Origin of the sequence: Leifsonia sp. Leaf264, from assembly GCF_001422325.1 — a bacterium.
In the GTDB taxonomy this organism is placed as follows: domain Bacteria; phylum Actinomycetota; class Actinomycetes; order Actinomycetales; family Microbacteriaceae; genus Orlajensenia.
On sequence record NZ_LMMR01000005.1, the window covers coordinates 212,084 to 236,289 of the forward strand.

33 protein-coding genes are annotated in these 24,206 nt (G+C 65.4%); 5 read left to right on the forward strand and 28 right to left on the reverse strand.

The features are described from left to right. Positions 1-44 precede the first annotated feature (44 nt). From ASF30_RS10100 to ASF30_RS10135, 8 genes are all read right to left on the reverse strand, one after another. Positions 45-275, reverse strand: a complete 231-nt coding sequence (locus ASF30_RS10100) for a hypothetical protein (RefSeq protein WP_055905568.1) — start codon at positions 273-275, stop codon at positions 45-47. Next, the gene (locus ASF30_RS10105) at positions 272-754 is read right to left on the reverse strand and encodes a hypothetical protein (RefSeq protein ID WP_055905573.1); all 483 of its coding nucleotides are present in this window, start codon (positions 752-754) and stop codon (positions 272-274) included. Before ASF30_RS10105 ends, ASF30_RS10100 begins: the two co-directional genes overlap by 4 nt. Next, positions 751-1,011, reverse strand: a complete 261-nt coding sequence (locus ASF30_RS10110; RefSeq protein ID WP_055905576.1) for a hypothetical protein — start codon at positions 1,009-1,011, stop codon at positions 751-753. Before ASF30_RS10110 ends, ASF30_RS10105 begins: the two co-directional genes overlap by 4 nt. 70 nt (positions 1,012-1,081) lie before the next feature. Then, a complete protein-coding gene (locus ASF30_RS10115) occupies positions 1,082-1,522 on the reverse strand; it encodes a hypothetical protein (protein WP_055905579.1) in 441 nt (146 codons plus the stop codon). 33 nt (positions 1,523-1,555) lie between these two features. Continuing rightward, positions 1,556-2,326, reverse strand: coding sequence for a hypothetical protein (locus ASF30_RS10120; RefSeq protein ID WP_157497174.1), 771 nt, complete (start codon positions 2,324-2,326; stop codon positions 1,556-1,558). Between the two features lie 289 nt (positions 2,327-2,615). After that, a complete protein-coding gene (locus tag ASF30_RS10125; protein ID WP_162240748.1) occupies positions 2,616-4,367 on the reverse strand; it encodes a BspA family leucine-rich repeat surface protein in 1,752 nt (583 codons plus the stop codon). Positions 4,368-4,501: 134 nt separating this feature from the next. Next, complete coding sequence (locus ASF30_RS10130; protein WP_235480319.1) at positions 4,502-5,470, reverse strand: ATP-dependent DNA ligase; 969 nt, start codon at positions 5,468-5,470, stop codon at positions 4,502-4,504. 77 nt (positions 5,471-5,547) lie between these two features. Further along, positions 5,548-6,279: a potassium channel family protein gene (locus tag ASF30_RS10135; protein ID WP_235480320.1), complete on the reverse strand. Its 732-nt coding sequence runs from the start codon at positions 6,277-6,279 to the stop codon at positions 5,548-5,550. Positions 6,280-6,388: 109 nt separating this feature from the next. Here ASF30_RS10135 and ASF30_RS10140 point away from each other — a divergent pair, with 109 nt between their 5' ends. Together ASF30_RS10140 and ASF30_RS10145 are read left to right on the forward strand one after the other, a co-directional pair. Next, complete coding sequence (locus tag ASF30_RS10140) at positions 6,389-6,979, forward strand: hypothetical protein (RefSeq protein WP_055905589.1); 591 nt, start codon at positions 6,389-6,391, stop codon at positions 6,977-6,979. 55 nt (positions 6,980-7,034) lie between these two features. Further along, positions 7,035-7,631 (forward strand): hypothetical protein, encoded by a 597-nt coding sequence (locus ASF30_RS10145; RefSeq protein ID WP_157497176.1) that lies wholly within the window; start codon positions 7,035-7,037, stop codon positions 7,629-7,631. Positions 7,632-7,772: 141 nt separating this feature from the next. Here ASF30_RS10145 and ASF30_RS10150 read toward each other — a convergent pair whose 3' ends face one another. Beyond that, positions 7,773-8,444, reverse strand: coding sequence for a hypothetical protein (locus ASF30_RS10150; RefSeq protein WP_157497178.1), 672 nt, complete (start codon positions 8,442-8,444; stop codon positions 7,773-7,775). Between the two features lie 93 nt (positions 8,445-8,537). Between ASF30_RS10150 and ASF30_RS10155 the strand changes: the two genes are divergently transcribed. Further along, the gene (locus tag ASF30_RS10155; RefSeq protein WP_157497180.1) at positions 8,538-8,825 is read left to right on the forward strand and encodes a hypothetical protein; all 288 of its coding nucleotides are present in this window, start codon (positions 8,538-8,540) and stop codon (positions 8,823-8,825) included. Here the strand turns inward: ASF30_RS10155 and ASF30_RS10160 are convergent. Continuing rightward, positions 8,822-9,295 carry a hypothetical protein gene (locus ASF30_RS10160; protein WP_055905600.1) on the reverse strand — a complete coding sequence of 158 codons (474 nt, stop codon included), beginning with the start codon at positions 9,293-9,295 and terminating at the stop codon, positions 8,822-8,824. The two genes, ASF30_RS10155 and ASF30_RS10160, sit on opposite strands and share 4 nt — an antisense overlap. Before the next feature lie 263 nt (positions 9,296-9,558). On the opposite strand from ASF30_RS10160, the gene ASF30_RS10165 reads away from it, so the two are divergent. Beyond that, a complete protein-coding gene (locus tag ASF30_RS10165; RefSeq protein ID WP_055905603.1) occupies positions 9,559-9,765 on the forward strand; it encodes a hypothetical protein in 207 nt (68 codons plus the stop codon). A gap of 224 nt (positions 9,766-9,989) precedes the next feature. On the opposite strand, the gene ASF30_RS10170 is transcribed toward ASF30_RS10165, so the two are convergent. From ASF30_RS10170 to ASF30_RS10220, 11 genes are all read right to left on the reverse strand, one after another. After that, entirely contained in the window at positions 9,990-10,427 is a 438-nt protein-coding gene (locus ASF30_RS10170) for a hypothetical protein (protein ID WP_055905606.1), read from the reverse strand. Next, positions 10,424-10,852: a hypothetical protein gene (locus tag ASF30_RS10175; protein ID WP_157497182.1), complete on the reverse strand. Its 429-nt coding sequence runs from the start codon at positions 10,850-10,852 to the stop codon at positions 10,424-10,426. Before ASF30_RS10175 ends, ASF30_RS10170 begins: the two co-directional genes overlap by 4 nt. A 91-nt stretch (positions 10,853-10,943) precedes the next feature. Further along, positions 10,944-11,528, reverse strand: coding sequence for a hypothetical protein (locus ASF30_RS10180; RefSeq protein WP_055905612.1), 585 nt, complete (start codon positions 11,526-11,528; stop codon positions 10,944-10,946). Between the two features lie 97 nt (positions 11,529-11,625). Further along, positions 11,626-12,120, reverse strand: coding sequence for a hypothetical protein (locus ASF30_RS10185; RefSeq protein WP_055905615.1), 495 nt, complete (start codon positions 12,118-12,120; stop codon positions 11,626-11,628). Continuing rightward, a complete protein-coding gene (locus ASF30_RS10190; protein WP_055905618.1) occupies positions 12,117-12,497 on the reverse strand; it encodes a hypothetical protein in 381 nt (126 codons plus the stop codon). Before ASF30_RS10190 ends, ASF30_RS10185 begins: the two co-directional genes overlap by 4 nt. Further along, on the reverse strand, positions 12,494-13,042 hold the full coding sequence (locus ASF30_RS10195; RefSeq protein WP_055905621.1) for a hypothetical protein: 549 nt from the start codon (positions 13,040-13,042) through the stop codon (positions 12,494-12,496). The genes ASF30_RS10190 and ASF30_RS10195 overlap by 4 nt, the downstream gene beginning before the upstream one ends. Then, positions 13,039-13,425, reverse strand: coding sequence for a hypothetical protein (locus ASF30_RS10200; RefSeq protein WP_055905624.1), 387 nt, complete (start codon positions 13,423-13,425; stop codon positions 13,039-13,041). Before ASF30_RS10200 ends, ASF30_RS10195 begins: the two co-directional genes overlap by 4 nt. Next, positions 13,412-13,630, reverse strand: a complete 219-nt coding sequence (locus tag ASF30_RS10205) for a hypothetical protein (protein ID WP_055905629.1) — start codon at positions 13,628-13,630, stop codon at positions 13,412-13,414. The genes ASF30_RS10200 and ASF30_RS10205 overlap by 14 nt, the downstream gene beginning before the upstream one ends. Continuing rightward, positions 13,623-13,859 carry a hypothetical protein gene (locus tag ASF30_RS10210; protein WP_055905632.1) on the reverse strand — a complete coding sequence of 79 codons (237 nt, stop codon included), beginning with the start codon at positions 13,857-13,859 and terminating at the stop codon, positions 13,623-13,625. Before ASF30_RS10210 ends, ASF30_RS10205 begins: the two co-directional genes overlap by 8 nt. Then, positions 13,856-14,230 (reverse strand): hypothetical protein, encoded by a 375-nt coding sequence (locus ASF30_RS10215; protein ID WP_055905634.1) that lies wholly within the window; start codon positions 14,228-14,230, stop codon positions 13,856-13,858. The genes ASF30_RS10210 and ASF30_RS10215 overlap by 4 nt, the downstream gene beginning before the upstream one ends. Positions 14,231-14,355: 125 nt before the next feature. Beyond that, a complete protein-coding gene (locus tag ASF30_RS10220) occupies positions 14,356-18,750 on the reverse strand; it encodes a hypothetical protein (protein WP_055905637.1) in 4,395 nt (1,464 codons plus the stop codon). Between the two features lie 128 nt (positions 18,751-18,878). On the opposite strand from ASF30_RS10220, the gene ASF30_RS10225 reads away from it, so the two are divergent. After that, positions 18,879-19,550: a DUF2510 domain-containing protein gene (locus ASF30_RS10225; RefSeq protein WP_055905640.1), complete on the forward strand. Its 672-nt coding sequence runs from the start codon at positions 18,879-18,881 to the stop codon at positions 19,548-19,550. Positions 19,551-19,565: 15 nt separating this feature from the next. Here ASF30_RS10225 and ASF30_RS10230 read toward each other — a convergent pair whose 3' ends face one another. The 7 genes from ASF30_RS10230 to ASF30_RS22670 all read right to left on the reverse strand — a co-directional run bounded on the left by ASF30_RS10230 (position 19,566) and on the right by ASF30_RS22670 (position 24,175). Next, complete coding sequence (locus ASF30_RS10230) at positions 19,566-20,189, reverse strand: hypothetical protein (RefSeq protein WP_055905644.1); 624 nt, start codon at positions 20,187-20,189, stop codon at positions 19,566-19,568. Then, positions 20,186-20,890, reverse strand: a complete 705-nt coding sequence (locus ASF30_RS10235; protein ID WP_055905647.1) for a hypothetical protein — start codon at positions 20,888-20,890, stop codon at positions 20,186-20,188. The genes ASF30_RS10230 and ASF30_RS10235 overlap by 4 nt, the downstream gene beginning before the upstream one ends. Then, positions 20,887-22,251, reverse strand: coding sequence for a hypothetical protein (locus ASF30_RS10240; protein ID WP_055905649.1), 1,365 nt, complete (start codon positions 22,249-22,251; stop codon positions 20,887-20,889). The genes ASF30_RS10235 and ASF30_RS10240 overlap by 4 nt, the downstream gene beginning before the upstream one ends. A 177-nt stretch (positions 22,252-22,428) precedes the next feature. After that, a complete protein-coding gene (locus ASF30_RS10245) occupies positions 22,429-22,653 on the reverse strand; it encodes a hypothetical protein (protein ID WP_055905651.1) in 225 nt (74 codons plus the stop codon). After that, positions 22,650-23,342 (reverse strand): hypothetical protein, encoded by a 693-nt coding sequence (locus ASF30_RS10250; protein ID WP_055905654.1) that lies wholly within the window; start codon positions 23,340-23,342, stop codon positions 22,650-22,652. Before ASF30_RS10250 ends, ASF30_RS10245 begins: the two co-directional genes overlap by 4 nt. Continuing rightward, positions 23,339-23,941 carry a hypothetical protein gene (locus ASF30_RS10255; RefSeq protein WP_055905657.1) on the reverse strand — a complete coding sequence of 201 codons (603 nt, stop codon included), beginning with the start codon at positions 23,939-23,941 and terminating at the stop codon, positions 23,339-23,341. The genes ASF30_RS10250 and ASF30_RS10255 overlap by 4 nt, the downstream gene beginning before the upstream one ends. 72 nt (positions 23,942-24,013) lie before the next feature. Continuing rightward, positions 24,014-24,175: a hypothetical protein gene (locus ASF30_RS22670; RefSeq protein WP_157497186.1), complete on the reverse strand. Its 162-nt coding sequence runs from the start codon at positions 24,173-24,175 to the stop codon at positions 24,014-24,016. Positions 24,176-24,206: the final 31 nt, after the last annotated feature.

Sequence of the window (24,206 nt, forward strand, 5' to 3'; positions counted from 1 at the left end):
TATCCGGACCTATCCGGTTTTATCCCTCGATTCGGGATAAACGGTCAGCCGCCGGCGGTCACCGCTCGTGCGTCGTGGAGGACCTCGTCGATGACGGCGAGGATCTTGTCTGTGGCGGTGTCGATGTACCCGGCGACGATGTGGTCGATGTCGTCGGATCCGTCCGCTTTGATGAGGTCGGCGACGAGGTTGTACACCTGCGTGTAGTGGTCGTCGGTGACGATCGGTGTGACCGGGCTGGGTGCAGGCCTCGGGTCGTCGTAGTCGTTGATCATGCGGTGGTCTCCTTCATGGTCAGCACCCGTCGCAGCACGGCGCGAGCGTGGGCTCGCTGTTCGTTGAACGGGGCGGCGAGCGGGTCGTGGCCCCAGGGTTCCGGGCGTGCGCCGTAGTGGCGTGTGAGGTTGTGGTGGACGGTGTCGATCAGATCCCATTCCGGTGAGTCGGTGAGGATCAGGTCGGGGTTGTACTGCTCGAGCTCGTTCAGGAACGACTGGAGGTTGTCGCGGCGTGAGCTGCCGCCACGTGTCTGATGGGTGCCGGCGCCGTCATCCACTGACATGCGGGCTGCGACCAGCAGCAGGTTGTGCGGGTGTGCTGTCCTGGGGATGGTGGCCGGGTCCGGGTGGAACAGGCTGGTCTCCGCTTCCGGGTCGAACTGGGCGGTACGTCCGACGTCGTTGTGCATGTCGAACGACTGCCACGGGGTCGGGTCGGTCGTGAACACTCGCGGGTCGATGGACGCGAAGATCATGCGGAGAGGGCTGCTTCCAGGCAGGCGGCACAGATCTTGAACTGCGGGCCCTGCTTCGCAGCCAGGTCGGGGAGCTTCTTCAGGGTGATCTCCTCGGTGTCCCAGCCGACCTTCGTTCCGCAGAACGACAACGTGTCGGCACCGCCGGACTTCAGCATCCCCTCACGGGTGAGCTGACGGATGTGCAGCGGCGTGAACGGGCCGGCGACCACGGTCTCGCAGAACGCGTACCGGCGGCGGGGGCTGATGCCGAACATGGGGCTCCTTCTTCTCACCACTATCATGTGCGGCAGTGAACTGGTTCGCAGGGATGCGGCCAGGTCGTGTTCAGCCGGCGGCGTGCCGGGCGGTGCGCCGGTACGCGCGGCGGGTGAGCCGGGCGACCTTCGCCGGGTCCGTGAGGATCCCGCCATCCAAGACGTCCATGCTCGCGTAGTCGCCGGTGACCACAGACAGCGCCCACCCGTTGCTCGTCACTTCGAGGATGACGGTGCGGGGATGCAACGGCCAGGTGATGTTCACGCATCCGTCCGCTCGGTCTTCCAGCTGAGCGGTCAGCAGCAGGTTGACGGGGAGGAGAGCGAGGAGGTTGGCGACGTTCCGCTGCGGGCGATTCCGGTTCGACCCGGTGGACAGCAGGATCCGGCGGGCGAGGCGGGTTCCGTGCACGGTCGCCAGGATGTGGGTGGCGATGATCGTGACGGTCACAGCGACAGCTGCAACAGCGATGACGAACCACAGGTCGGCGGGCAGGTCGGAAGGTCTCATGGAACCAACATGTGCGGCGTCGCACTCTCCTGGTCAGGACTTCGCGATCTTCGCCAGGCTGCCGTCCGTGTACGCGTTCCCGAACCATGCGACGGGGAGGAGCGGGTTCCCGATCGCGGCGAGGTTCCGGTGGTTGCCTTGGTCCCCGGTGAACGTGTTGTTCGCGACGATCCCGAGCGAGTAGTCGGGCTGGCTGTTGCCGGTGCCGAGCCCGCCGAAGTTGAACGCGGCCGCGCCGCCGGCCACCCAGTTGCCGATGACGGTGAGGTCCTCCGGGAACGACGTGATGTTGTTGAACATGATCGCGGACATCGCCTGCGTGTTCGGGAACCGCGGGTTCCCGCCGGTCAGGACCCCCGCAGCGTTCCGCGTCACCGGTTTCCCGGCAGCACCGAACTCCGTGGTGAACCAGGCATCCAACCGGTTGTAGCTGATCTGGTGGCCGGCGCCGCCGTGGATCTGGATGACGTCGTCGTGGGAGTGGTCGTTCACCCGGCCAGGGTCCGGGGACAGCAGCACCAGGTCGGAGACCCAGTTGTGGTCGACCACAGCCGTGCCGCGGACCAGGCCGATGCCGTCACCGACATGGGAGATGCGGGTGCGCTGCAGCGTGCCGCCGGCCATCCGGACCCCGTCGACATGCTGGCCGGGGTTCTGCGGCCGGACCGTCGAATCCTGAACGGTGCCGCCGTCCAAGATCGTGACCAGTGCCTGCTTCGTCACCCCGTCACCGACGACAACGGAGTTCTCCAGCACCCCGCCGGCGCTCACCGTCACAGCACCCTCGAACCGAACCCCGGACACCCGAGATGTGATCGTCTGCGGGCCCCTCACAGTCCTCGTCGGCAAGGAGATCGCCCCGACCGGCGTGCCGTCAGGCAACTCCGGGCGGCCGTCAGAAGCGAACACCTCCGGAGGGGCGATCGTCACTGGGCTGTCAACGACCACCGGGTCCGGGAAGCCGAACGTGTCAGCGGAAGCGGGCGCCGAGAACGCCAGCAGCACAGCAGCGACAGCTGTCGCCCACAGGACCCGAACTCCGGAAGTTTTCCTCACCTCCTGCAGGCATGTGGCGGCAGCCCGACCTACGGCATCACGGAAACAACGGCAGGTGCGCCGGAGTCAGCAACGATCCGCCGCTGAACGACCCGTGATCTGTGACCTTCGCCACGTTCCACCGGGACAGGTCCTGGTTGAACGCTCGGGAGCTCCAGAACATGTCGCTCATGGTGGTGACGTTCGATGTGTCCCAGTCACCGATGTCCTGGTTGAAAGCGTCCATGTGCCCAAACATGGACGACATCCAGATGGCAGATGACGTGGCCCACTCCCCCAGATCCTGATTGAACACAGTGGCGCCGTCGAACATGGTGTTGAACGAGGTGACCTTCGACACGTCCCACGATCCGAGGGGCTTGTTGAACGATGACGCGCTCCGGAACATCTGGCTCATGTCCGTGACTCGGGCGGTGTTCCAGCTGGACAGGTCCTGGTTGAAAGCGGTGGCGAGGAAGAACGCGCTCGACATGTCAGTGACATGGGACACATCCCACGATTCGAGCGGCTTGTTGAACGCTGTCGCCCCGGTGAACGTCTCACCGAGAGATGTGACCGCTGACGTGTTCCAGCTGCTGATGTCCTGATTGAAGTTCGGAGCGCTCTTGAACGTCTGGAGCAGGACTGTGACCTTGCCGGTCTTCCACTGATCCAGAGGGTGGTTGAACGCCGACGCCATCAGGAACGTCTGGTTCAGGTTGGTGACCTGAGAGGTGTCCCACGAGTTGATGTCCTGATCGAACGCTGACGCCATCAGGAACATCCGCTCCATCGTCGTCACCTTCGGAGTCTTCCAAGCGCTGACCGGCTGGTTGAACGCAGCAGCACCCTCGAACAGGCTCTTGAAGGATGTGACCTGGGAGGTGTCCCAGGTGCTCACCGGCTGGTTGAACGCAGCCGCCCCGTTGAACATGCTTTCCATGTCGGTGACGTTCGATCCGACCCAACCGTCGACGTTCTGGTTGAACGTCGAAGCTCCCAGGAACGCGTTCCGGTACGACGTCACAGTCCGAGGCGGTCGGGCGGCTCCGGACGCAGCTGGGTAGTTGGCATACACACCGTTGGTGGTGACCGTTCCGGTGTCCTTGCCCCAATGCTCCACCGTGACGCACCCGGTGCGGCCCATGTCGAACGTGCTGCCGACCGGGTACTGCCCGTAATGGGTGAACGTGCCGTCGACCTTGATGGTGAACACCTTGTCAGCCGCATACGTGTGGGCTGGGTACTGATTCGTGACTGTCTGCACGATTGAACCGTCACCCCAGTCGACAGTCGCTGCCACAGTCCCAGCGATCGGCAAAGCGAAAGCCGTGCATTTGCTGCCGGAGGCACCGAAGTACCGTCGGGACGTGTCAATGGTCAACGCCATCGTCGCGTCAGGAGCCTGAGCTGCCTGCGCTGAACCGAGCGCCTCCGTGTTCTCTGAGCAGCCAGCGAACTCAGCCTGGGTCGCCTTCACGGGCTCCGGACTTGACGAATCGGCCTTGAACCAGGCTTTCCCGGTACTGCTCTGGGTGATCGCCACAAACCCAGACGGGTCCACCGTGTCGACACACAACCCGTCGATGTCGTCCTTCAGCAGGCCATCGTCGACCAGCTGCTGGTAAGCGCCGTACCCGGTTGAGGTGGCGTCCGGCTTCCCGAGATGCAGGCCACGGAAAGCAGACTCAGCGTCGGCGGCGGACGCAGCCTGCTGCTTCGCAGCGCCGTCCTGAGCCCACGGAATCACCGCAAACACGGTGGCGGTCAGGATGCCGCCGACGACGGCGATCACCAGAACACCGACCATGATCGAAGCGAGGTCGATCGCCGCCCGCCACGACGTCAAATCATGACGGAACCGTCTCCGTGGCAGGGGCAACATCATCGCGAATCCAATCCGTCAGCCGGAACCGGCTCACAGATCAGACATGTGGCAGACGGCTAACGCCCCGGCGTCACCACACCGCGAGGATCCACATCAGGCCGTGCCCGCAAGAACCGCACACCATGCCGGAACGACTCCCCCGACCAAGCGATATCCGCCGACACCTCCACGACCAACGGCTCGATCAACGACAAGTGCACCTCATCACGAGACGACGAGAAATGCGACAACGCACCCGGCTTCACCACCGCCGGCCAATCATGCGCAGAAAGCGGAGGGAGCAGCAGAGGAGCGAGCGTCCGGGCTTGCGCGGGCGCGAGCGGTGTGGACCTGCCGGCGATGCGCAGGCCGCTGCCTCGCCAGAAGCCGACCACGATCTCGTACGGCCGGTCGAATGACCCTATGACCGCTCCGGCGACCGTGTCGATGGTATTCCGGTGCTTCACCTTCCCCCAGGCGCGGGTGCCGCCGATGTACCGGGCTGACAGTTCCTTCACGACCACACCTTCGATCCCGGCGTTCGGCATCGTCCACATCCACTCCTCCGCGACGTTCGGGTCGAGGGTGCGCATGTTCACGGTGAGGGGAGGCGCCCACCCCTTCCCGAGCTCGTCGAGCAGTTGCCGGCGGAGCCGTAGCGGTTGCGGGCGGATGTCGTGGCCTGCGACGGCGAGCAGGTCGAACGCAGCGAAAGATGCCGGCAGTTCATGGGCGAGTTTCGCGGCGGACTTGGCGCCGCGCCCCATCCTGCGTTGCATCGCGTCGAAGTCCAGACGGGATCCAGCCCAGATGACGGTTTCCCCGTCGACGACGCAGCCGTCCGGGATCATCTTCGACGCTGCCGCCACGACTTCCGGGAAGTAGTCGGTGAGAGGCTTCCGGGCTCTGGACCACAAAGTGGTGGAGGTTCCGTCGCGGACGATCACCGTCCGGAAACCGTCCAGTTTCGGTTCGAACTGCAGGTCTCCGCTGTGCGGGACCTTCGCCACCGGTCGGGCAAGCGCCACGTCGACGGGGACGACCAACGACGCGGGCAGAGGCATGCACCGGAGCCTACGCCCGTGATGCCGGCCGGTCTGCTGTCGGGCCTGGGTTGGGTCGTCTAAGCGACCACCTTCTCCTCGATCAGCTTCCGCAGCGCGGCGATCTCATCCCCGAGCTCGATGATCTCCTTCCGGGTGAGGGCTTCTTCCGCTTCCTCTCGGGCGCTGACCTTCTCGACGATCCAGGAGGCGAACGTGGCGGTGACCACACCGATGAGTGTGATGCCGGAGATCATCACCGCGACGGCGATCATGCGGCCCTCTGCGGTGACGGGGAAGTAGTCGCCGTACCCGACGGTGGTGACGGTGACGAACGCCCACCAGATGGCTTGGCCCAAGTCTTGGATGCCGCCGTCGTGTCCGCGTTCCGCGTCGACCATCGCCAACGCGCTGACGTAGATGAGGAGGACGCTGGCGCCGGCGACATACACGACCACCTGCCCGCGGAACTTCTCCCCGACGGTTCGGTTCAGCATCGAGACGAGGCTGACGAGGCGGAGCAGCCGCAACGGACGGAACATCGGCAGGACCACCGCCGCCAAGTCGAGAAGGTGGGTGCTCACCCACTTCAACCGGTGTTCCGCCAGGTAGAAGTTGACGAGGTAGTCGACGACGAACACCACCCAGGTGATCCAGATGATCACCTCAGCGATCGTCACACCGGTGGCGTCCGGGTTTGCGAGGACCTCATAGGAGTACGCGGCGAGGAACACGAGGGCGGCGACCGCCAACGGTGCATCGACGAGCTCCTGCCAGTCGGCTTGGGTGGTGCGGCGGAGGCGGGCGAACACGGGGGTCCTTTCGGTTGTCCTCACCTGCATGTGCGGCACAAACCGGAACTGCCGTCATGGCATGCTGTCAATCCACCCGGCGTCCGCACATGAAGGTGTCATGGAGAAAATGAGCGAAGAAGACAACCGCGCCCTCAGCGAGCTCGTGGACGAGATCTACTGGCTGCGGTGCGAGTTCGCGTACGAGTCGCTGGTGCTGCCGGACGCCCTGCAGTACAAGACGTTCCCGAAGTCCCGACGCAGGTTCGCCGACGAGCAGATCAAGCGGATTCAGCTCTCCGCCGGCGGTAAGGTGGCCGCCGCCTACGCTGACACCTCCTACCTGTCGCTCAACCATTCCTCCAAACGTCTCGGCATCCCGCACTCCGACGAGGAGTCATGGAAGATCGAGAACAAGGTCGTCCGACACGCATCGGAGGAGCGATTCGCTCTTCGCCGTGCCGCATCGTACGAGGCCGATGTCCTCGAAGCCCACCTCACCGGACACGAAGCGAAGAAGGTACAGGTCATCCTGTTCGAGCAGGCTGCTCGGCTCCGCGAGGCTGCGAAGGGGGAGGCGTACAAGCTGGGCCTGTGGGTGCAGACGTACGAGCGCGCCGAAGGCATGGAGGAGCGCTCCGGGAAGCATGCCCTCCGAGCGCTCGGGATGGACGAACTCCTCACCAACCACGGGTACGCGACCTCGGTCGCCAGCCGCTGACCAATCGCGGCCGGCATTCGCAGATGGTTCCGCACATGTTGGTGCCATGGACAACATGACCGACGCAACCGTCAAGGCACTCAGCCTGCTGGTGGATGACATCTACGCGCTCCGGTGCCTGTTCGCGCACCAGTCGCTCGAGCTGACCGAACTGCTGAAGTTCAAGACGTTCCCGCGGTACCGCCGCCAGTTCGCCGAAGAGCAGGTCCTCCGCTTCCAGGAGATCGCCGCGGGCGATGCTCACCTTGCGTACTTCGGCACGTCCACCCTGTCGCTCGAAGGGGCGATGAGACGTCTCGACCTGCCGCACAGCGACGAAGTGTCCTGGCGGTTGGAAGACCCGCTCCGTCACGCCTCCGAGGAGCAGTTCGAGATGCGCCGCGGCGCAGCCTACGAAGCAGACGTGCTGGAAGCGCACGTGTCGACCGCAGCGCCGAAGAAGGTGGTGTCCGGCATTCAGGAGCTCGCGTTCTGGCTCCGGAAAGCAGCGGCCGGTGAAGCCGGCGCTGCCTACAAGCAGATCCAGGAAGTCGCCAAAGCGAGAGGGTTGACCGGTTTCGCCGGGCAGCACGCGCTGGAAGCGATCGGCCTCGACTCCTGCCTCACAAACTCCCAATACCTGACCGAGATCGCAACACACCGAACCCGGTGACGGCGACCCCAACTAACATTCGAAAGACCATGGCAGACATTCACATCTCCCCCACACCCGACCCCGACAAAGGCATCCCCTTGGTGGTGTTCATCGAACCGCCAGCGTTGTCAGGCGGCGACAGCTGACCGGGCCCGAACGCTACTGAACTTCGGAAGGCTTGGAGGCCGTGTTCGGAGCGAACATGCTCCACCTCTCGGTGACGTAGCCGAGTTTCGAGGCAGTGACTTCGAGTTCCACAGCATGTCCAATGTCTGCGGCGACCTGAACGTAGGTGCTCTTCGTGGCACCGCGGATCGCAACCCGGTCCCGAACCCACTGATACGTGAGCTTCGGCTCAGGTGAGATCGTTGAGAACACCGACTCGGTCAGCGTCTCCCCGACAACTCTGGCTCCGGCAACTGCCGGCCAGAGCTCACCAGTGAAACGCCCGATCTTCGCGGTCTTCACCTTCGAATTGCTCACCCAGGTCCGTGCTGCGTACCCGGCCCGATGGGCGGTGACCTTCACGTTCGTGACGGTGGTCCCGTCCTCCCATTTCTCCTTGTACGCGGCTCCGGTCGCCCCCTTGATCGGCTTCCCGTTCCTCAGCCACTGGTAGGTGACACTGGTCGGTTTCGGTGACCAGGATGCCGGCGCTTTCGCCTTCAGCGTCAGGCCGACCCGGTGCTCGCCGGAGATGGTGGGTGCTGCGCTGCCGGAGAACGATTTCAGCGGGGCGGCCATCGCAGCTGATGGTGACGCGACTGTGAAGGCGAGAGCGGCTGCGAGGACGAGTGGGAGGAGGCGACGTTTCGACATTGAGGTGCGCATGTTCGGGAGTCATGTGGCGAACGGCACCAGAACGGTCGATGACCGCGCATGTGGGTGGTGAAGAAATCACGCCCTGACCGGAAGGCTGCCCCTGTGACCTCTTACCTCGCCATCAATGCGGAGACCTTCGTCCCCGTCCACTTGATCGAGCGGTTCAACATCGAGCTGGTTCTGTCCGACTATCCGAGCGACCCGGAGCAGCAGTACCGGATCATGATGAAGATCGTCGGCACGAAGGGCTCGCAGGCGATAGCGCCCCGATTGAACCTCGATGTCGCCCAGGGCGCTCTCAGGCACCTGGTCGAAGCGATCGCCGCATCGGGTGACGGGGCGATCATCGAGATGATCCCCGCGATGAAGGGTGAGCTGAAGGCTGCTTAGCCCTGGTCCGGCTTCGGCCGGTCATCCTCGACTGCGGCTGGGGTGGCGGCGTCCATTGCAGCCATCATCGCTATCATCGCCCGCACATGGCTGCGAACCCGGCGGAGGAACAGAAGGTACAGCCCCGCTGACACCAACGTCAGCACGGCGCCGATGAGAATCGGTCCGGTCCACAGCCACGTCTGATGTGCAACTGTCAGGAGCACGGGCGTGCCGATGGTGATGGCAGCAGACAGCCCGATCTTTCGGAACGTCGGTGCTGGCGGCTGAGGCGGTCTGATTACCGAGCTCGGCAGCAGTCCGACTGCACCGCCGACTGCGGCGCCGAGCATGATCCTGAGCGCGAAATCATTCGCACCAGGGAGGAAGGTTGCTGCGCCCACCACGAGGACCAGCACGAGCAGTGCACGGCGTACATGCTCGATCACCGGGATGTGGTGTGCGGCAGGTGCGGTCTCGTCGACGGTCAACAGCTCTCCTTGGAAGATCACCGCCAGTGTCCCACACTCCCGGCTGAAGCACCGGGCACAGAACGACCCGCCTCGCGGACATGTCTACACGGGGCGGGTCGATGCCCTCTGAATGTTTGGGCTGTTGCTTGAAGGGTACGCCGGTGGCGCGAAGATCACCAGTGTTCTCCACCCCGGCTGTAACTCCGTCGTGACAGGTGTTCCGGATGTGAGACAGGTGGCCAGGATTTAGGCGTGCTCCGCGACGTCTGTACCCTCGACAGGTGCAACAGATCACCTTCACCCCCGATGACGACCTGCGAGCTCGGGCAGAGGAAGCCCAGCAGCGACTGCAGATGGACTGGCAGGAGTTCCTGGCGACAGCTACGGACGTGTTCCTGGATGCGATGGTCGCCGCGGATTCGGGGATCTCCGCAGAGGAAGCAGCGAACCGCCGGACGCGCGGCCGGCACCTGAGGATCGTCGACTAGCTCAGCTCGTCACGATCGGGACCTCTCAGTGCCGCTTCCGGCAGAACTGGCAGGCGGGGACGTGCCCGTTGATGGCGAGGGTGCCGCCTCGGATGGCGAACCCTGACCCTGGGCTGAACCAGATGGCCAGGCACTTGTACTTCCCGCACGAGCATTGCCGCACTGACGGTGTGACCCGCGTACGGTACCGGTGAAGGTGGAGATGGAGATGGACTCGTGCCATGTCAGCGGGACCTGGGGCGCCGGATCGGTTCCTTGTTGGACAGCAGCACGTACCACTTGTCGTTGGTGTGGTCGTAGGCGATGACGAACTTCACCGTGCTTTCCGTCGTGTAGTAGTCGCTGCCGCCGTAGTGGGTGGCTTCGACGTGGAACCGGGACACCGTGGCTGTCTTGCTGTACCCGGCGTCCTCGACCCCGTAGGAGTACTTGGTGACTCGGGCGGTCCGCTCCGTGCTCACGACCTGCCTGGCGGTGAACGTCGCGATGAGTGTCCCGTTGTCCTGCTCGATGACGGTGTCCGGTTCCAGCTCCGCCCAGTGGGAGGACGGTTCGGAGTAGTGGGAGAACTCGAACGTCTCCCGGGTGCCGGTGATCTCCCGGAGGCGGTCGACGGTGAGTTCGGTGAGGAGACGCTGGTCGCGCGGCCAGTTGGCGGTCATCGGATGCTCTCGGGGGCGTCGCCGAACCAGTGGGCGGGTGCGTTCCGGAGTCGTTCCAGCTCGGCAGCGAGAGCGGCCTCGCGGATGGTGGCGTCTTCGAGGAGCTGGTTCCGGGTGTCGGCGAGCTCGGCCAGGTCAGCGTTCTGGGAGGCGAGGGCTGCGAGACGGGCCAGCAGATCTCCGTCCACAGTCTCGTCGGCCCCGACAGAGGCGACGCCAGTGTTGAAGCTGGGGATGTGGACCGGGGTGCCGAGGTAGGAACCCCAGGCGCCGACAGGCTGGTTCGCGGACGCTTCACAGGCGGCGGTGATCGCATCGCGGAGGTCAGCGACGAACCGCCACGCATCCTCAGCGAACCCGCGATCCGAGTCGTAGTACTGGTCGAGCAGCTTCTCGAGCTCCATCACGGAGACAGATACGGGCATCGTCAATCCTCAGGTCCGGGCAGCAGGCGCTGCGACAGCACCTACATGTGCGGAATGAGGACGTTTCGCGTTGCTCTGCTGAAGGAAGGGGTCAGTCGATGACGACCACGTCATAGCCCTTGGCGGCCGCCCACGCCTCAGCGGCGACAAGCGCCGACGCTTGGTCCGGGGTGGCCTTCGTGATGGTCGCCTTCGTGTTCGAGGCGAGCACGCCCCAGACCATCCCGTCGGAATTGGAGTAGACGTGGATGACTGCGACCACGCCGCGCCCCGCTTGGTCAGCCTTCGTGTTTAGGTACTCACGCACGGCCTCAACCCCTTCGCCGGCGTCGGCGTTGAACACGTCCACGGCTGGTGCGGCGCCGGACACAATGTCGGCCTTCACCGAGTCCGGCAACGGCTGCGCCGGGTCGACAGTCATCACGGTGCCGTCAGCCAGCGCGTAATCCTTCGGTGCGTCCTGCGCCAGCACCTGCTTCTCGAACTCAGACAGCCGCCCGTCACCGTTCTTGTCGCCGGGGACCAGCGTCGGTGTTGGTGTCGCCTCGGCGGTCGCGGCGGGCTTCATGGTGAAGTCAGCCCAGGAGTTGCCGGGTGCCGGCGTGGAGCATGCTGCCAGCGCGGTGATGGCCGCGGCGGCGAGCAGGGTCGCCCCGGTGATGCGTGCGGTGTTCAAGTTCGCTCCCCCAGTGGTTCTCGGTCGAGAGTATCGACGTCCTTCGGTTCCACCTCCTACATGTGCGGCATGCCGCGGTTCAGCTGCTGTGCTGGTGTCAGGGGCGGGCGATGTCAGCGATCCGCTGCAGGTGCCGGACGAACTCATGCGTCATGGTGGACGAGTCCGCCGCCATGCACTCGGCGAAGATCTGATTCAGCTTCGCCCGGAGCTCGGAGGCCTCATCGGTGTCCGGCTGGTCAGGCTTTTTCGGGAACCCGGCGTCGGCGCCGAACACGTCCCGGAGGCCGGCGCCGGCTTCGTGCGCGAACTGGGAGATGTCGGAGGCGGTGACATCGACGCTCTCCTCCTCTGGGTGGCCGACCTTGCGGTGGCCGTCGAGGTTCCAGACCCGGTTGAGCGCCCAGCCGGCGCCGTCGCCGAACGTCCCGCCGACCTTCGGCCGCGCTGCGGTGAGCTCACCGATGCGGTTGCCGAGGCGGACGACGACACCTTCGAGCGGGACCCCGTCATGGTCGATGCCGTGCTTCTCCGCCTGCATCTTGATGCTGACGCCCAGGTTGACCAGGTCGTTGAAATCCTGCTTGCTCATCGGGTGCTCCTTGTGTGGGGTCGCGGGTGCTTGCTGCGGAGGTGGGCGACCCGGTCTGCTTCAGCTTCCTGGTGGGTGTCGAACGGTTCCTTGGAGTCCCATCCGCAGATGAGGCAGCGAGCGGCGTACTTGCGGACCTCAACAACTCCGGTGCGAGCGTCGAGCTCGGGGACCAGGTCGTCCAGGTACTGCCACCGGTTCGGGCCGTTGGGTTCGTCGTCCGGGGTGACCCAGGCGACGTCCTTGCCGGTGTGGTCGGGTGTGCCGATGTGGTGGACGGTCGCCCACCCCCATCGGGACATGACGTGGTCGCCGGCGACTGGTGTTTCGGATCTCTTGCGTCGGCCGGCGGTGAACGTGACAGGTGGTGTGGTCATGAGCGGGCTGCTTCCTGGTGGTCGATGGCGTCGATGATCTTCAACGCCACGGCGGCGACTTGCACCATCTCGGCGCGGATCTTCTGCGGGTCCGTTTCAGCGAACGCTTCTTCGATTTCTTCGCGGAGGATGTGCTCCCAGGTGAGAGTGCCTTCCTCGGTGTGCCGGTCGGTGCGCTCTTTGGCGTCGTTCGCGATGACCCATTGCAGTTCGCCGTCGCCGCCGACCGGGAGGTCGGGGCGGTACCCGTGGAGGGTGACTGACCTGTGGGCTTCAGCCACAGCTTCCGATGCGGCTGTGCTGAACCGTTCATCGCGGGGCGGCTCTTGCCGCCGTTCGGTCAGCTGGTACCTGTAGACGGTCTCGCCCTCGGAGGCTTCGAAGTATTCGACGTACTCCGTTTCGTCGATCTCCGCATATGTGACTTCGAAGGTCGTCGCTCCATGAATCAGAGCACCGAGGCTGAGCTCTTTCAGGCTGTGCATCCAGAAGCATCCGTGGTCGTCGGCGGTCACCTCGTCGAGGAACCGGATGGGACGGCTCACAGGGTCACCTCGATGGTGCGGGCGGCGGTTTCGGTCTCCAGTTTCGCGACGTGTGCGGTCCAGTAGGCGACAAGGTCGCGGGCGGACAGGAGGGCGCCCGCGTGACGGGTGGTGTCAGCGATGAACACCCGCTTGAACTCCTGTGCTGTGGTCAGGTACTGCGGCAGGTACTCGTCGGGGATGTCGGCCGCGAACCCAGCAAGTTGGTTGGCTGCTGCGATGAGGGCTTCCTCGGCGATGTGCGCGTCGGATGCCTCGACGATGTCGGCGACGGTCGGGTGGTGTCCGAGGTTGGCGATGTCGAGGCCGCAGTCGCATTCCAGCCACACCCCGTCGTCCGTCGCCCGGTATGCCACCGAGGTGGTGTGATCAGCGATGGGCACGTCCGTACCCCCCGAGTCCCTGGTGTACGGCCTGCGCGGCGGCGTACTCAGCCTCTCCGAGCTCGCGCTGGACGGCGTTGACGACCCCGTCGTTGGTGAAGTCGTCTCCGGAGACGACTTCGAGGAGGACGCGGAGTTTCATCACCCGGTCGATGTGGAGGAGGCCGGCGTTGACGGCACGGATCTCGGTTTCGCGGTCAGCCATGGTGGTGCCTTTCGGTTCGGTTGTGGAACAGGTCGTCGTCGTACTCCCAGCCGTAAGCGGCTGCGCATCGGGCGCAGACGAAACCGGCGGTCCTGTAGGTGCTGCAGGATTCCTCGTGGGCGAAACCGTCGGTGCAGTGCGCCCATCCGGACCCGCAGCACGGGCAGACGGGTGACCCGTCGTAGTCGGCGGGGTTGCGGAGCTCCGCAACGGCGGTCGGGGCGGTCATCGGGCGCGGCTCCGTTGGACGGTCACAGCCATCCAGGCGGCCCAGGGGACGAAGACGGCTCCGATGGCGGTTGAGCTCCACAGATGCGCGTCCCAGATGATCGAAGCGACCATCGGCAGGACGATGCCGCCCACTCCGGTGGCGGCGATGTTGACCCAGCTGTCACGGGTGCGGAGGTGGCTGACCGCCCAGGTGAGGAGGATGGCGGAGGCGGCAACTGAAAGCCGCATCATGACGAACAGAGCCTCACGGCGTTCCGGGGCGATGATCGCGGCGGCGAACGCCACGAAGACGATCGCGAGTGCAGCCTTCCGGATGACGTCGGATACTCGGATACGGTCGTCGTCGGTCGACGTGTCGATGGTGGTCATCGGTGCCCTGCCTTCTGCATGGCGCGCTTGCGGGTTGCGCGGGGCTGGGCGGTGGAAGTCTTCACAGCTCCCACATGTGCGGAACAGCCGGTTCCTGCTCGGCGGCGTTGAGATCTCCGGGCGGCTCAGCCCCTCGTGGCGGTGAGGGTGCAGGTGACGATGTCGCCGGGGGCGAGGTGGAGGCTGACGCTGGGCCCTTCGATGGTGATCCCTGATGCTCGGGTCTTCGAGGTGCACACCGGGGTGGGGTAGCCGGCGAACCCGTCAGCTTGCACTGCCTGGAAGTACCACAGGTCTCCGGCGGCTCGGATGAAGCTGGAGTACCCGGGCGCCTCAGGTGTGGCGTCCAACCGGAAGTCGTTCTGGCCGTCTTCGTCTTCGTCGCCGTAGGACAGGTTGCCGTCGAACTTGAACGACCCAGCCCCGCCGGTGACGTTCTGCGTGACGATGATCTCCCCGGCTGTCGGTGCGAACCCGGTCGCCGAGTAGGTGACAGGTTCGGTGTCTGTGGTGGTGAAGCTGTCGACCTGCGTTTCGCCGTTCCAGGCGGTGACGGTGACGTTGATCACATGGTCGATGTCTTCAGGCTGCAGTTCGTACATGCCGGAGTTCGCGTAGATGATCGGTTCGCCGTCGCGGAGCCACTGGAACAGCAGGTAGTCGGCTTTCGGTGCCCAGGACCAGTCAGTGTTGACGGTGAGGGTGGCGCCGTTCTTGTGGATGCCGGAGATGGCGGGGTTGATGACAGCCGGAGCTTGCGGCCCCCCAGCAAGGACCGTCATCTGGTCGCTGCCTGAGTGCCAGGTCCTCTCGTCCCAGCCGGACATGACAGCGGTGGCTGTGGCGGAGATGATGTGGCCGGCGTCCGTGGCCCTCTGCGTGTACCGGTTGTAGTCGGGGTTCTCGAACGCGACGCCGTCCCGCATCCAGGTGAACCGGAAGAACGCCGGGATGGGGAAGCTGTGGGTGGCGGGCTCCGCTCGGAGCTCGGCACCGACCACGCGGTCGCCGGTGAGTGTCGGGGTGGCGTCGCCGTAGAAGAGTCCGTTGGTGGCTTCGTCGCCAGCGGATGCAGCTTTCTGGTCGATGACGCCGGAGCGGTGGGCGGTGGTCTCGACAGAGATGACGTGGCCCTTGTCGGTGGTGCGCTGGGAGTAGTGGTCGCGGGTCTCCCCCGCCACTGCGACTCCGTCGCGGAGCCACTGGTACGTGAACGACGTCGGCGCCGGCGTGTACGCGGCGGCCGCCGGGACTGCAGTGAGCATCCCGGTCATCGTCCGGTACCCGGCGACGGTAGGGCGGCCGCCGGCGGTGACAATGAACGCCCCGGTGGTCACGGGAGCGGCAGCTGATGCTGCAGTCTTCGTGGCGTACCCGTACCGGCTCGCGGTGACCTTCACGGTGACCGACGTGCTGTTGTCGGCCAGCTGCTGCGCGTACGTCTTCGCGGTTGCCTTGGCGATGGCGGCGCCGTTCCGGTACCACTGGTACGTGTACGTGGTGGCGGCCGGCGACCAGGTGCCGGTGCTGGCGGAGAGGACGGATCCGACCTTCCGGGTGCCGGAGACAGCCGGGGCGGTCTTCACGGCGAACCCGGTCAGGGACCCGATGGACACGGTCGGTGCGCTGGAGACGCTGCGAGCCAGGTAGCCGGTGCGGTGCGAGGCGACGTGCACGGTGAGCTTCTTGCCTTTGTCGGTGGCGGTGACGACGTACGTCTTGCCGGTGGCGCCGGCGATCGCAGCACCGTTCCGGTACCACCGGTAGGTGTAGCTGGTGGCGGCCGGAACCCACGTGGAACGGGCTCCCGCGGTCAGGGTGCGGCCGACGAACGGTTCGCCGGTGATCAGCGCCGGGGCGGTGCCGGTGAACACGTTCACAGTCGCGGCACCGGCGGCGGCCTTCCAGGTGCGGGACGTGGTGCCCTTCCGGTCAGCGGCGACGTTCACGGTGATGACCTTGCCGACATCCGACCCGGTCTGCTTGTAGGTGGCGGCTGTCGCCTTCGAGATGGCGGCCCCGCTCCGGAACCACTGGTACCGGTACCCGGTCGGTTTCGGCGACCAGCCGCTGTTCGGATGCGCCGTCAGCGTGGACCCGTTCGCGCGGGTGCCGGTGATTGTTGGGAGGCCGTCACCGACGAACACGTTCAGGCCGACGGTCTTCGCGGCGGACGGGCTGGTGGTGATCAACGGCAGGTATCCGGCGCGGACTGCAGTGACCTTGACGGTGATGACGCGGTTGGTGTCAGCGGCGGTCACCACGTAGGTGGCGGCTGTCGCTTTCGAGATGGCGGACCCGTCGCGGAACCACTGGTAGGTGTACCCGGTCGGGGCCGGGGTGACGGATACGGCCTTCGCCGCGGTGAGCTTCTGCCCGATCTGCCGGTAGCCGGATACGGACGCGGTGAGTGAGCCCTTCAGGGACGGGGCTGCCGGGACGATGACTGACGATGAGAGTGACGTCTTGGGTTTGTAGCCGTCAACCCACCCGGCGACGTACGCCATGATCCGATGGCCGATGTCGGCGGATGTCAACTTGTAGGTCTGCGTCCGAGCGTCTGTGATGGCGACGCTGTCCCGGTACCACTGGTACACGTATCTGGTCGGCTTCGGAGACCAGTCGGTGCCGGCGTGAGCGGTCAATGTCTGGTCCAGGCCGGGGGTGCCAGTGATCGTGGCTTTGGTGGTCCCGGTGACACTCGGGGTGGGGAGGATCGTGGCGGCGGCGCTGGTGCGGGTGCGTGTCTCGTAGCCGTCACGGATCGCGGTGACCGCGACGGTCAGGGTCGTTCCGACGTCAGTCGGCTGGACCCGGTACGTGCCGGTGTTTCCGACCTGGTCTGTGATCGGTGAGCCGTTCCGGTACCACTGGTAGGTGTATTTCTGCGCTGCGGGTGACCAGCCGGCGCCGTTCGTGGCAGCGACCGTCTCGTACGGCCATGCGTGACCGGTGATAGTCGGTTTCGCGTCACCGGTGAACTTCGACTGGTTGACGTCGGTGAGCGTGACAGTGACGGAGGCGCTGCCGGATGCCTTCGAGTTCACCTTCACCTTGACGCCGCCGGAGCGGGACGTGAACGTGTACCCGGGCGGGAAGGTGAAATTGCGGGCGGAGGCGGTGCTGAACGGGAGAACTTCGCTGGCGGACCCGACCGCTTTCAGGATGCGGACGCCGGCGCCCATGTTCCCGAGACGGGCGTAGACGGAGTTGGCGTCGCGGCCTTGCGCGTTCCGGTATTCGACGTAGTAGTGCTCCCCGTTGTTCGGGTCGGTGATGTCGATGCCGCGGACTCCGGATGTCGCCGCGGCAGCGCCGATCGTAAAAGTCCCGGTTGCTGTCTTCGTCGGCGCGGTCAGGTACGCCTGCTTCAGGTCGGCGGTGGAGAGGATCCTGAGACGGGCTTTGCTGGTGATGTTCAGGGCGGGGGTGTTCGCGTTGCCGTGGCAGGACGGGTCGCAGAACATGTAGCCGCGGCCCATGACGTCGTACAGGTCCGCGTACTCGTTGAATGAGCACCCGTTGGTGTACGAGTTGGTGGTCTGGACGTACCCGTCGTACTTCGGGAACGGGCATTCCTGCAGGTTGGCGTGGAGGAGGCTGAGGTTGTGGCCGAGCTCGTGGGTGACGGTGAGCTCGTCGACGTACCCGCCGCCGAGCGCCGCCCAGGCGAGACCTCCGGATGCGAGGCCGGACCCTACCGAGCCGAGGCCGCCGTCGAGCCCGCATTCGTCGGGGCTGATGACGAGGAGGTGCTGCGCGGCGCTGGAAGCGGTTCCGGGGTTGCTGTAGTAGAAGTTGGTTCCGGTGCGGCCGAACTTCTTCGCCCCTTCAGCCCACAGGGCGGACTGGTTGCAGCCGTTCGCGGAGCTGTACCGGATGATCTTGTTGATCTTCACACCGGACACCTTCCCGGCGGACTGCTCCTTCCAGAACGCCGAAACGCGGGTGATCACACCGGCCAGGTACGCGTCAGAGGTGTTCGGCCAGTTGCCGTTATCGGCGACGACAGCGATGTCCAGCGCATGCGCGACAGGTCCGGTGGCCGTGGGCTCTTGCGCAGCGACGGTTCCAGACCTTGCGGTGAGCGGGTCGCCGGCGGCTGATGCAGCCGCAGCGATCGTCTTCCCGGTGCTCGAGGTGGCTTCGACGGTTCCGACCGCTGCCACGTCAGCGTCGTCGAGGACGGCCGCGGACGGGATGGCGACGATGTCGACGGTAGCGCCGGAGGCGGTGTCCACGGGGATGAGCGACCCGTCGACAGGGACGAAAGAGCCGTCGGCGGTGACCACCTGGAAGCCTGCGAGATCATCAGCTGTGCCGACGGCCCCTGCTTCAGCTTCGAAGCGGACGAGGCTGCCGGTGATGTGGACGTTGACGTCCGCGGAGGGGTTCGTGACTGACGGTGCAGCGAAAGCGGGAACCACGGTGCCGCCGGTGATGGCGGCGACAGTGGCCAGGGCGATGGCCGCGAACCACCGGCTCGTGTGGTTCCGGGCGGCGGTGGCAGTGGAGCTCATGCTCCAAGGACATGTGGCGGCTCTGCTGGGAGCCGCTCGGGAGAACGCTGAACAGAGCGCGTGTCGCTAGCGCTGCCTACCTATGTCGTTCCGAGCAGATACTCTCAATCCGTCAGAGGAGGATCCCGGTGCAGATAGCCGAAGGTTGGTACGACGACCAGGCCACGCCCGGTGTGGAGCGGTGGTGGGACGGAAACACCTGGACCGGCGCCACGCGCCCGTCGTCCAGTCAGGTGCCTCCACCGTATCGACCGACTGAGCCGACCGTCACCCTGGCGCCTCCGGTCGGGGCGCCGGTTGTCGCTCTTCCGGCTAAGCGGAGCAGCACCCTGCTGGGGCTGATATCGGGGATAGCGGGAATCGTCGGGTTTGTCCTGTCGTGGTTCTGGATGATGCCCGGCGTGCTGGTGTCCGGCGCCGCAGTCGCCGCTGGAATCGTGGCCTTGGTCCGGGCGAAGCAGCAGCACCTAAAGCGTGCGTGGGCGGTCGTGGCCGTTTCGGTCGGCGGGGTTGGGTTCCTGCTGGCGGCGTTCTGGGTTTTCAGCCTCACAGACGGGTACAAGGAGCTGTACAACTCCAGCGCCGTCACTGAGGTCGAGGATGGCATCACCGCCGATTGGAACCGTGATGCGATCGAGAACGACCGCGCCTTCCGGGCCGTGGAGACGGAATGCCCGCCTGCTTCGTCAATGGTTGATGGAGATCTGTGGCTCTGCACTACCACTTTCGACGACAGCACTACGCTCGGTGTGACCGTGACGTTTGCGGAGGGGAAGTACACGTGGGATCTCACCCAGTGAGCCCGCGGGGTGTTGTCAGCGGTTGATTTCCCGGCCTGCCGGGTCCACCCAGTCGGCTGTGGTTCGGTTGGGGAACACCTCGAACGGTGGCAACGGGTCGGACAGGTGCCGGGTGACGTACCCGCCGGCGTCGACCCAGTCGAGCCCTGAGAGGGTGTTGATCGCGTTCAGGAAGTCGATCGCTCGGACAGCCATCACCGTGTGGCGCATGTACCCGTCGGGTTCAGAGTCGTAGATGCCGAAGCTGACGGTGGCTGCATGGTTTGACGGGATGACGACTGGGTTGCCGCGGTCGGAGAAGAACGTGCCGGGGCCCTGGATGCGGGTGTCGAACGCGAGGTCGGGTCCGAGCAGTCCGATGATCCGCCAGTGGTTCCGGTCGGGTCGGGCGCTGCGTCGTTCGGCGAGGCGAACGTCGGTGAACTTCACCTCCAGCTCCTGTGTGATGACGTGGAGGATGTCGGAGAGGAGGACGATGGTGGCTCGCGGGTCGGTGTCCGGTCGTCCCTTGATGCGGATGGTCACCATCAGGTAGTTGGGGTCTCCGGCGGATCCGAGGTCGAGCTCGTACAGCCCGTCGCTGGACTCCAGGGTGATCTGCTGTGTGGGTGCGGCCAGCGCACCGGTGCTCGCGGTCACGGCTTCGTGGGGCGGTAGTCGGAGTACCGGGTGGTGACCTGGCGGACGAGGTAGATGTCCGGCTGGGCGGCGACGTGCACGTCGTACCACTTCTCGGCTTCCTCCTGCGTGCCGACGCGGAGGTTCCCCGGCCATGCCGGGTGGCCGAGGCACAGCCACTCCTCAGTGGTGTCGGCGGCCTTCTCGTACGCGGGACGTTCGGGGATGAGGACAGGCTGGCGTTCCGGCTGCAGCGGTGCGGTCTCCGGGTCCGGGTTCGACCAGATGTGCCACACCGGGTCGCGAAGGATCCAGGCTGGCTCGATCGAGCCGATGCCGTCGGTGCCTTCCATGTCGGACCAGCCACCGAAGTTCTGGTAGATCTCCGGGGAGTCTCCAGTGCCGGCGACGATGATCGACCGCTGCGGGAGTTCGCCGAGGCTGTGCTCGGTCATGACCGCGGTCGCGGTGTCCCCGGGCGCCCACACGCGGGCGATGTTCTTCCGGTCGCGGACGGTGGCGATGACGATGATCGCCTCGTTGTCGTAGCCTCGGCCGGCATCATGGTCGGCTTCCGGGTCGACAAGACACCACTGGCTCCCCCACTTGCGGTAGATGTTCGTGCTGATGAACATGCCGTCGTTCGACCAGAGGACGATGATGCCGCCGGACGGAATCTCGGCGAGCTGCTCGACGGTGGTGATGGGGGTGCCTTGTGTCATGCGCTGAGGGCTCGCTTTCGTACGTTGGAGGACTGCTTCGTGTTGGAAAAACGCTTGGGGGGAGTGCTTGCTTCGGCGAACTCGGCTGGCCAGTTCGTCTTCAGGTACGCAGTGGCGAACGCCACCTGAGCGAACGGGTAGGCGTGAGCTGCGGTGAACAGGGACGGAGCGTCGCGGTTGATCGAGTCGACAATCTTCGCGGTGGTCTCTTCGGAGAACGCCAGCTTCGGAGATCCGTCCGCTGCGGTGTCTCGCAGCGCTCCGGACCGGAAGTCCTCCATCGTGCGGGTCCACAGGTCCCCGTCCTTCTTCGCCACTGCTCGCCGGAGTATGCCTCGGCCCCGGATGTCCAAGCCTGCGACAGCGGTTCCGAGCCGCATCAGCTGCTCCAGGTACGTCCAGACACCGCGGGTGTCGTCGAGGATGCTGGCGATCACAGCACGTTCAGCCGGGTCGGTGGTGTACTCCGAGTAGTCGAGCAGGTCACCTGAAGCCCGGCCGGCGAACAAGTCGGTGAGGCCGGCCTCGAGCGGTGCGGGACGGAACAGTGCGATGGTCGCGGCGAGATCGTGGAGTGAACCCGGTTTCACCCGGGCGGCGAAACCCTGAACACCGGCAGAGTCCAGGCAGAAGCACTCGTTGGTGTCCCCGTTGGCGATTGCATCCCAGGTCTTCCGAACGCGGGAGTCGTCCATGTTGGTGTGGGCGAGGAGGGCGGATGCGTCGATCCGGGTTCCGGTGCGCTGTTCGATGAGCTGAACGGTGTCGGTCACGATGTCGATGTGGGCCAACCGGAGGATCTGGACGGTCAGCGGTTCGGCGCCGAGGTCCACGACCTCTTCGAACCAGCGGGGCGACTCAGACCTCCATGTTGAGGAAATGAAGCCGTGCAGCTTGTCGCCGCCGCGGCCGACGGGGAGACCCACCTCCGGGAAGTTGTTCCGCCCCTGGCTGATGAACAGGTCGAACAACAGGTTGGTGGCGATCGGGTCGACAGCGGTCACACCGAGGACGTACAGGATGATAGAGCCTGCCGCGGTTCCGCGTCCCGGGCCGACGACAACGTCCTCCCGTTCTGCGGCTTCCACGATCGCGTGCATCGTCAGGTAGTGGTCCACGAACCCGACGGTGCGGATGTACGCGAGCTCGTCGTTCAGCCTGGTCCGCACGGTGGCCGGAAGGTCTGTGCCGTAGCGGCGCTCAGCTCCTTGTCGGACGAGGGTGACGAGGTGCTGTGCGTTGGTCGCCTCTGGGTCATCCGCAAAGCCGATGCTTGTGGCGGCGTGAGCAGCTGTGTACTTCTCACCGGTCTTTCCGGCGCGGGTGCGGGCGATGCTCTTCGCCTTGCGGTTCTTCGTCATGGTGCTCTCCATCTGGTCGGTCCCGCGCCACAACCGTTCTGGAAGGTGGTGTGTGTGTCGTCTGCGATTCCGTGAACCTTCCCCTCTGCGGTGGCAGCCGCGCGGGGGCGAGACACCTCAGGTGGAGGCGAGCAGATCCGCCTCACCACCTGCATGCGCGGATACGCCAGGTTTTGATCAACCTGCCGAGGTCGTGCTCGCTCCACAGGGGCGCGAGACATCCGCCGTCGCTGTCCCATCTGACTGGGAGATCACCTGCTCCAACGCGATGATGGCGAGCGTGATCCGGTGTCGGACGATGGCCGAGGTGATGTCGTTGCGGTCCAGGGTGCTTCTGAGAGCGTCCGCGATGTGCGGGTAGTCCTCCGGCTGGACCGCCCTGGAAGTGAATCCGTCAGTCATCGGCCGAGGGCCCGGTTTCGGAGGAACTGCATACGCTCCTTCGAGACGGGGGTGCCAGGTCGGCTGTGGGTCGCTTCGAGCTTCCGGGTGACCCGGTCGTAGACGGCTTGCTCGTCGAAGACGTCGGCCGGGTCAGCGTTGATACGGGCGGTGCCGGTGAGGTACTCGAACAGGTCCAGGAACCGGCGCTCCGCCACCTCCGGCGCCCACCCTTCGATGCGTACCGGCAGCTGGGTGACGAGGTCGTCCAGCTCCCACCGGTCTGCCCGGGGCATGAGTGCGTTCCGTTCGGTCAGGAGGATGCGGGTGTCCGCTTCCTTGACCGCCGCTTTGATCTCCGGGGTGATGGTCAACCCGAAACGGGCGGCGATCGCATCTGCGACCTTGTTCTCCACCCGCTTGTACTCGGGAAAGAACTGCTTCAGCGGGGTGATCATGTCGCCGACGTACGCTTCGGTGCCGTCGTGCAGCAGCCCGTACAGGGCGGTGTCCCGGTCGGTGAACTGCTCGCTGACGAGGACGCTGTGCTCAGCGACGGAGTAGAACGAGTCGATCTGCCCGTTGAACCGGCACAGCAGCGACAGCCCATGCGCGATGTCTTCCAGGTGGATGTGGTCCGGGTTCGGGTCCATCGGGGTGAACCGCTGCCCGGTGTACGTCTGCATCCAACCCCACTTCACGTCCGTCATGCGACGCTCGCGGCGGCCTGGCGGGCGAACAGGTGCGGGGCGACGGCAGCTGCCTTGTCGACGAACTCGGTGAAGTCGCGTCCTCTGACTTCGGATGGGTCGAGAGTGCGGGTGTAGCCGCCCACGACGTCGACTCGGTTTCCCCGGTTGTCGGCGACGTGCTCCGCGAGCAGCCTGTTGTGCCGTTTCACTCCTCCGGCATGCCAGGGGCTGTAGTGGTCGACGACCCTGACGGCTACCGCCTTGAAGACGGTGTATCCGTCCTGGAACTCGAAGCCGTCGTCGATTGTGACGGTCTGCTCGGTGGTTCCGGTGAACTCGGTCGGACCGGTCACGGTTGCAGCGCCGACCGCGATCACGGCGGGCAGTGTCTGGGCGGGCCTCCCGGTGTACGGGTCGATGATCTGTTCGGGGATGCCGATACCGGCGGCGAGGAGAGCTCCGACGACCTTGTCGGCCAGTTCGATCCTGTCGAGGTCGGCGACGTTGATGTGCTCGAGGGCGTCGACGATGACGTTCTTCGCGGCGCTCACCTCGGCGGGTTCGTAGAACTCCGGAAGTTTGTCGGCGGCGATGGTCGCAGCGGTGGTGAAGGTCACGGGGCTCCTCAGTGAAAGGTTGTTGCCCCCTTCATGTGCGGAACCGCGTGATTGTGCTGGCTGTCGCCCGCCCTAGCTGTTGACGTTCGCCTCGTACTCGGCGTCACGGTAGCCCTCAGACCACTTCTCCTGCTGAGCGTCGCGGAGCACCTTCACAGCCTCATCAGTCGGCTCAACATCCCAGAGCCCCTGGGCGCGGAGGATGTCCCGGACGATGTTCTTGTCGGTCTTCACAGCGGTGGCCTTCCTGTCTTCTCAGGACCTA

Bases quoted from the DNA above. Each gene is read 5' to 3' on its own strand.
- ASF30_RS10235 (WP_055905647.1), bottom strand. From the start codon at position 20,890: ATGACACAAGGCACCCCCATCACCACCGTCGAGCAGCTCGCCGAGATT.
- ASF30_RS10250 (WP_055905654.1), bottom strand. From the start codon at position 23,342: ATGACGGACGTGAAGTGGGGTTGGATGCAGACGTACACCGGGCAGCGG.
- ASF30_RS10115 (WP_055905579.1), bottom strand. From the start codon at position 1,522: ATGAGACCTTCCGACCTGCCCGCCGACCTGTGGTTCGTCATCGCTGTT.
- ASF30_RS10145 (WP_157497176.1), top strand. From the start codon at position 7,035: ATGACCGACGCAACCGTCAAGGCACTCAGCCTGCTGGTGGATGACATC.
- ASF30_RS10175 (WP_157497182.1), bottom strand. From the start codon at position 10,852: ATGCCCGTATCTGTCTCCGTGATGGAGCTCGAGAAGCTGCTCGACCAG.
- ASF30_RS10245 (WP_055905651.1), bottom strand. From the start codon at position 22,653: ATGACTGACGGATTCACTTCCAGGGCGGTCCAGCCGGAGGACTACCCG.
- ASF30_RS10215 (WP_055905634.1), bottom strand. From the start codon at position 14,230: ATGACCACCATCGACACGTCGACCGACGACGACCGTATCCGAGTATCC.
- ASF30_RS10110 (WP_055905576.1), bottom strand. From the start codon at position 1,011: ATGTTCGGCATCAGCCCCCGCCGCCGGTACGCGTTCTGCGAGACCGTG.
- ASF30_RS10190 (WP_055905618.1), bottom strand. From the start codon at position 12,497: ATGACCACACCACCTGTCACGTTCACCGCCGGCCGACGCAAGAGATCC.
- ASF30_RS10150 (WP_157497178.1), bottom strand. From the start codon at position 8,444: ATGCGCACCTCAATGTCGAAACGTCGCCTCCTCCCACTCGTCCTCGCA.
- ASF30_RS10170 (WP_055905606.1), bottom strand. From the start codon at position 10,427: ATGACCGCCAACTGGCCGCGCGACCAGCGTCTCCTCACCGAACTCACC.
- ASF30_RS10100 (WP_055905568.1), bottom strand. From the start codon at position 275: ATGATCAACGACTACGACGACCCGAGGCCTGCACCCAGCCCGGTCACA.
- ASF30_RS10105 (WP_055905573.1), bottom strand. From the start codon at position 754: ATGATCTTCGCGTCCATCGACCCGCGAGTGTTCACGACCGACCCGACC.
- ASF30_RS10220 (WP_055905637.1), bottom strand. From the start codon at position 18,750: ATGAGCTCCACTGCCACCGCCGCCCGGAACCACACGAGCCGGTGGTTC.
- ASF30_RS10185 (WP_055905615.1), bottom strand. From the start codon at position 12,120: ATGAGCAAGCAGGATTTCAACGACCTGGTCAACCTGGGCGTCAGCATC.
- ASF30_RS10240 (WP_055905649.1), bottom strand. From the start codon at position 22,251: ATGACGAAGAACCGCAAGGCGAAGAGCATCGCCCGCACCCGCGCCGGA.
- ASF30_RS10205 (WP_055905629.1), bottom strand. From the start codon at position 13,630: ATGGCTGACCGCGAAACCGAGATCCGTGCCGTCAACGCCGGCCTCCTC.
- ASF30_RS10210 (WP_055905632.1), bottom strand. From the start codon at position 13,859: ATGACCGCCCCGACCGCCGTTGCGGAGCTCCGCAACCCCGCCGACTAC.
- ASF30_RS10125 (WP_162240748.1), bottom strand. From the start codon at position 4,367: ATGGTCGGTGTTCTGGTGATCGCCGTCGTCGGCGGCATCCTGACCGCC.
- ASF30_RS10140 (WP_055905589.1), top strand. From the start codon at position 6,389: ATGAGCGAAGAAGACAACCGCGCCCTCAGCGAGCTCGTGGACGAGATC.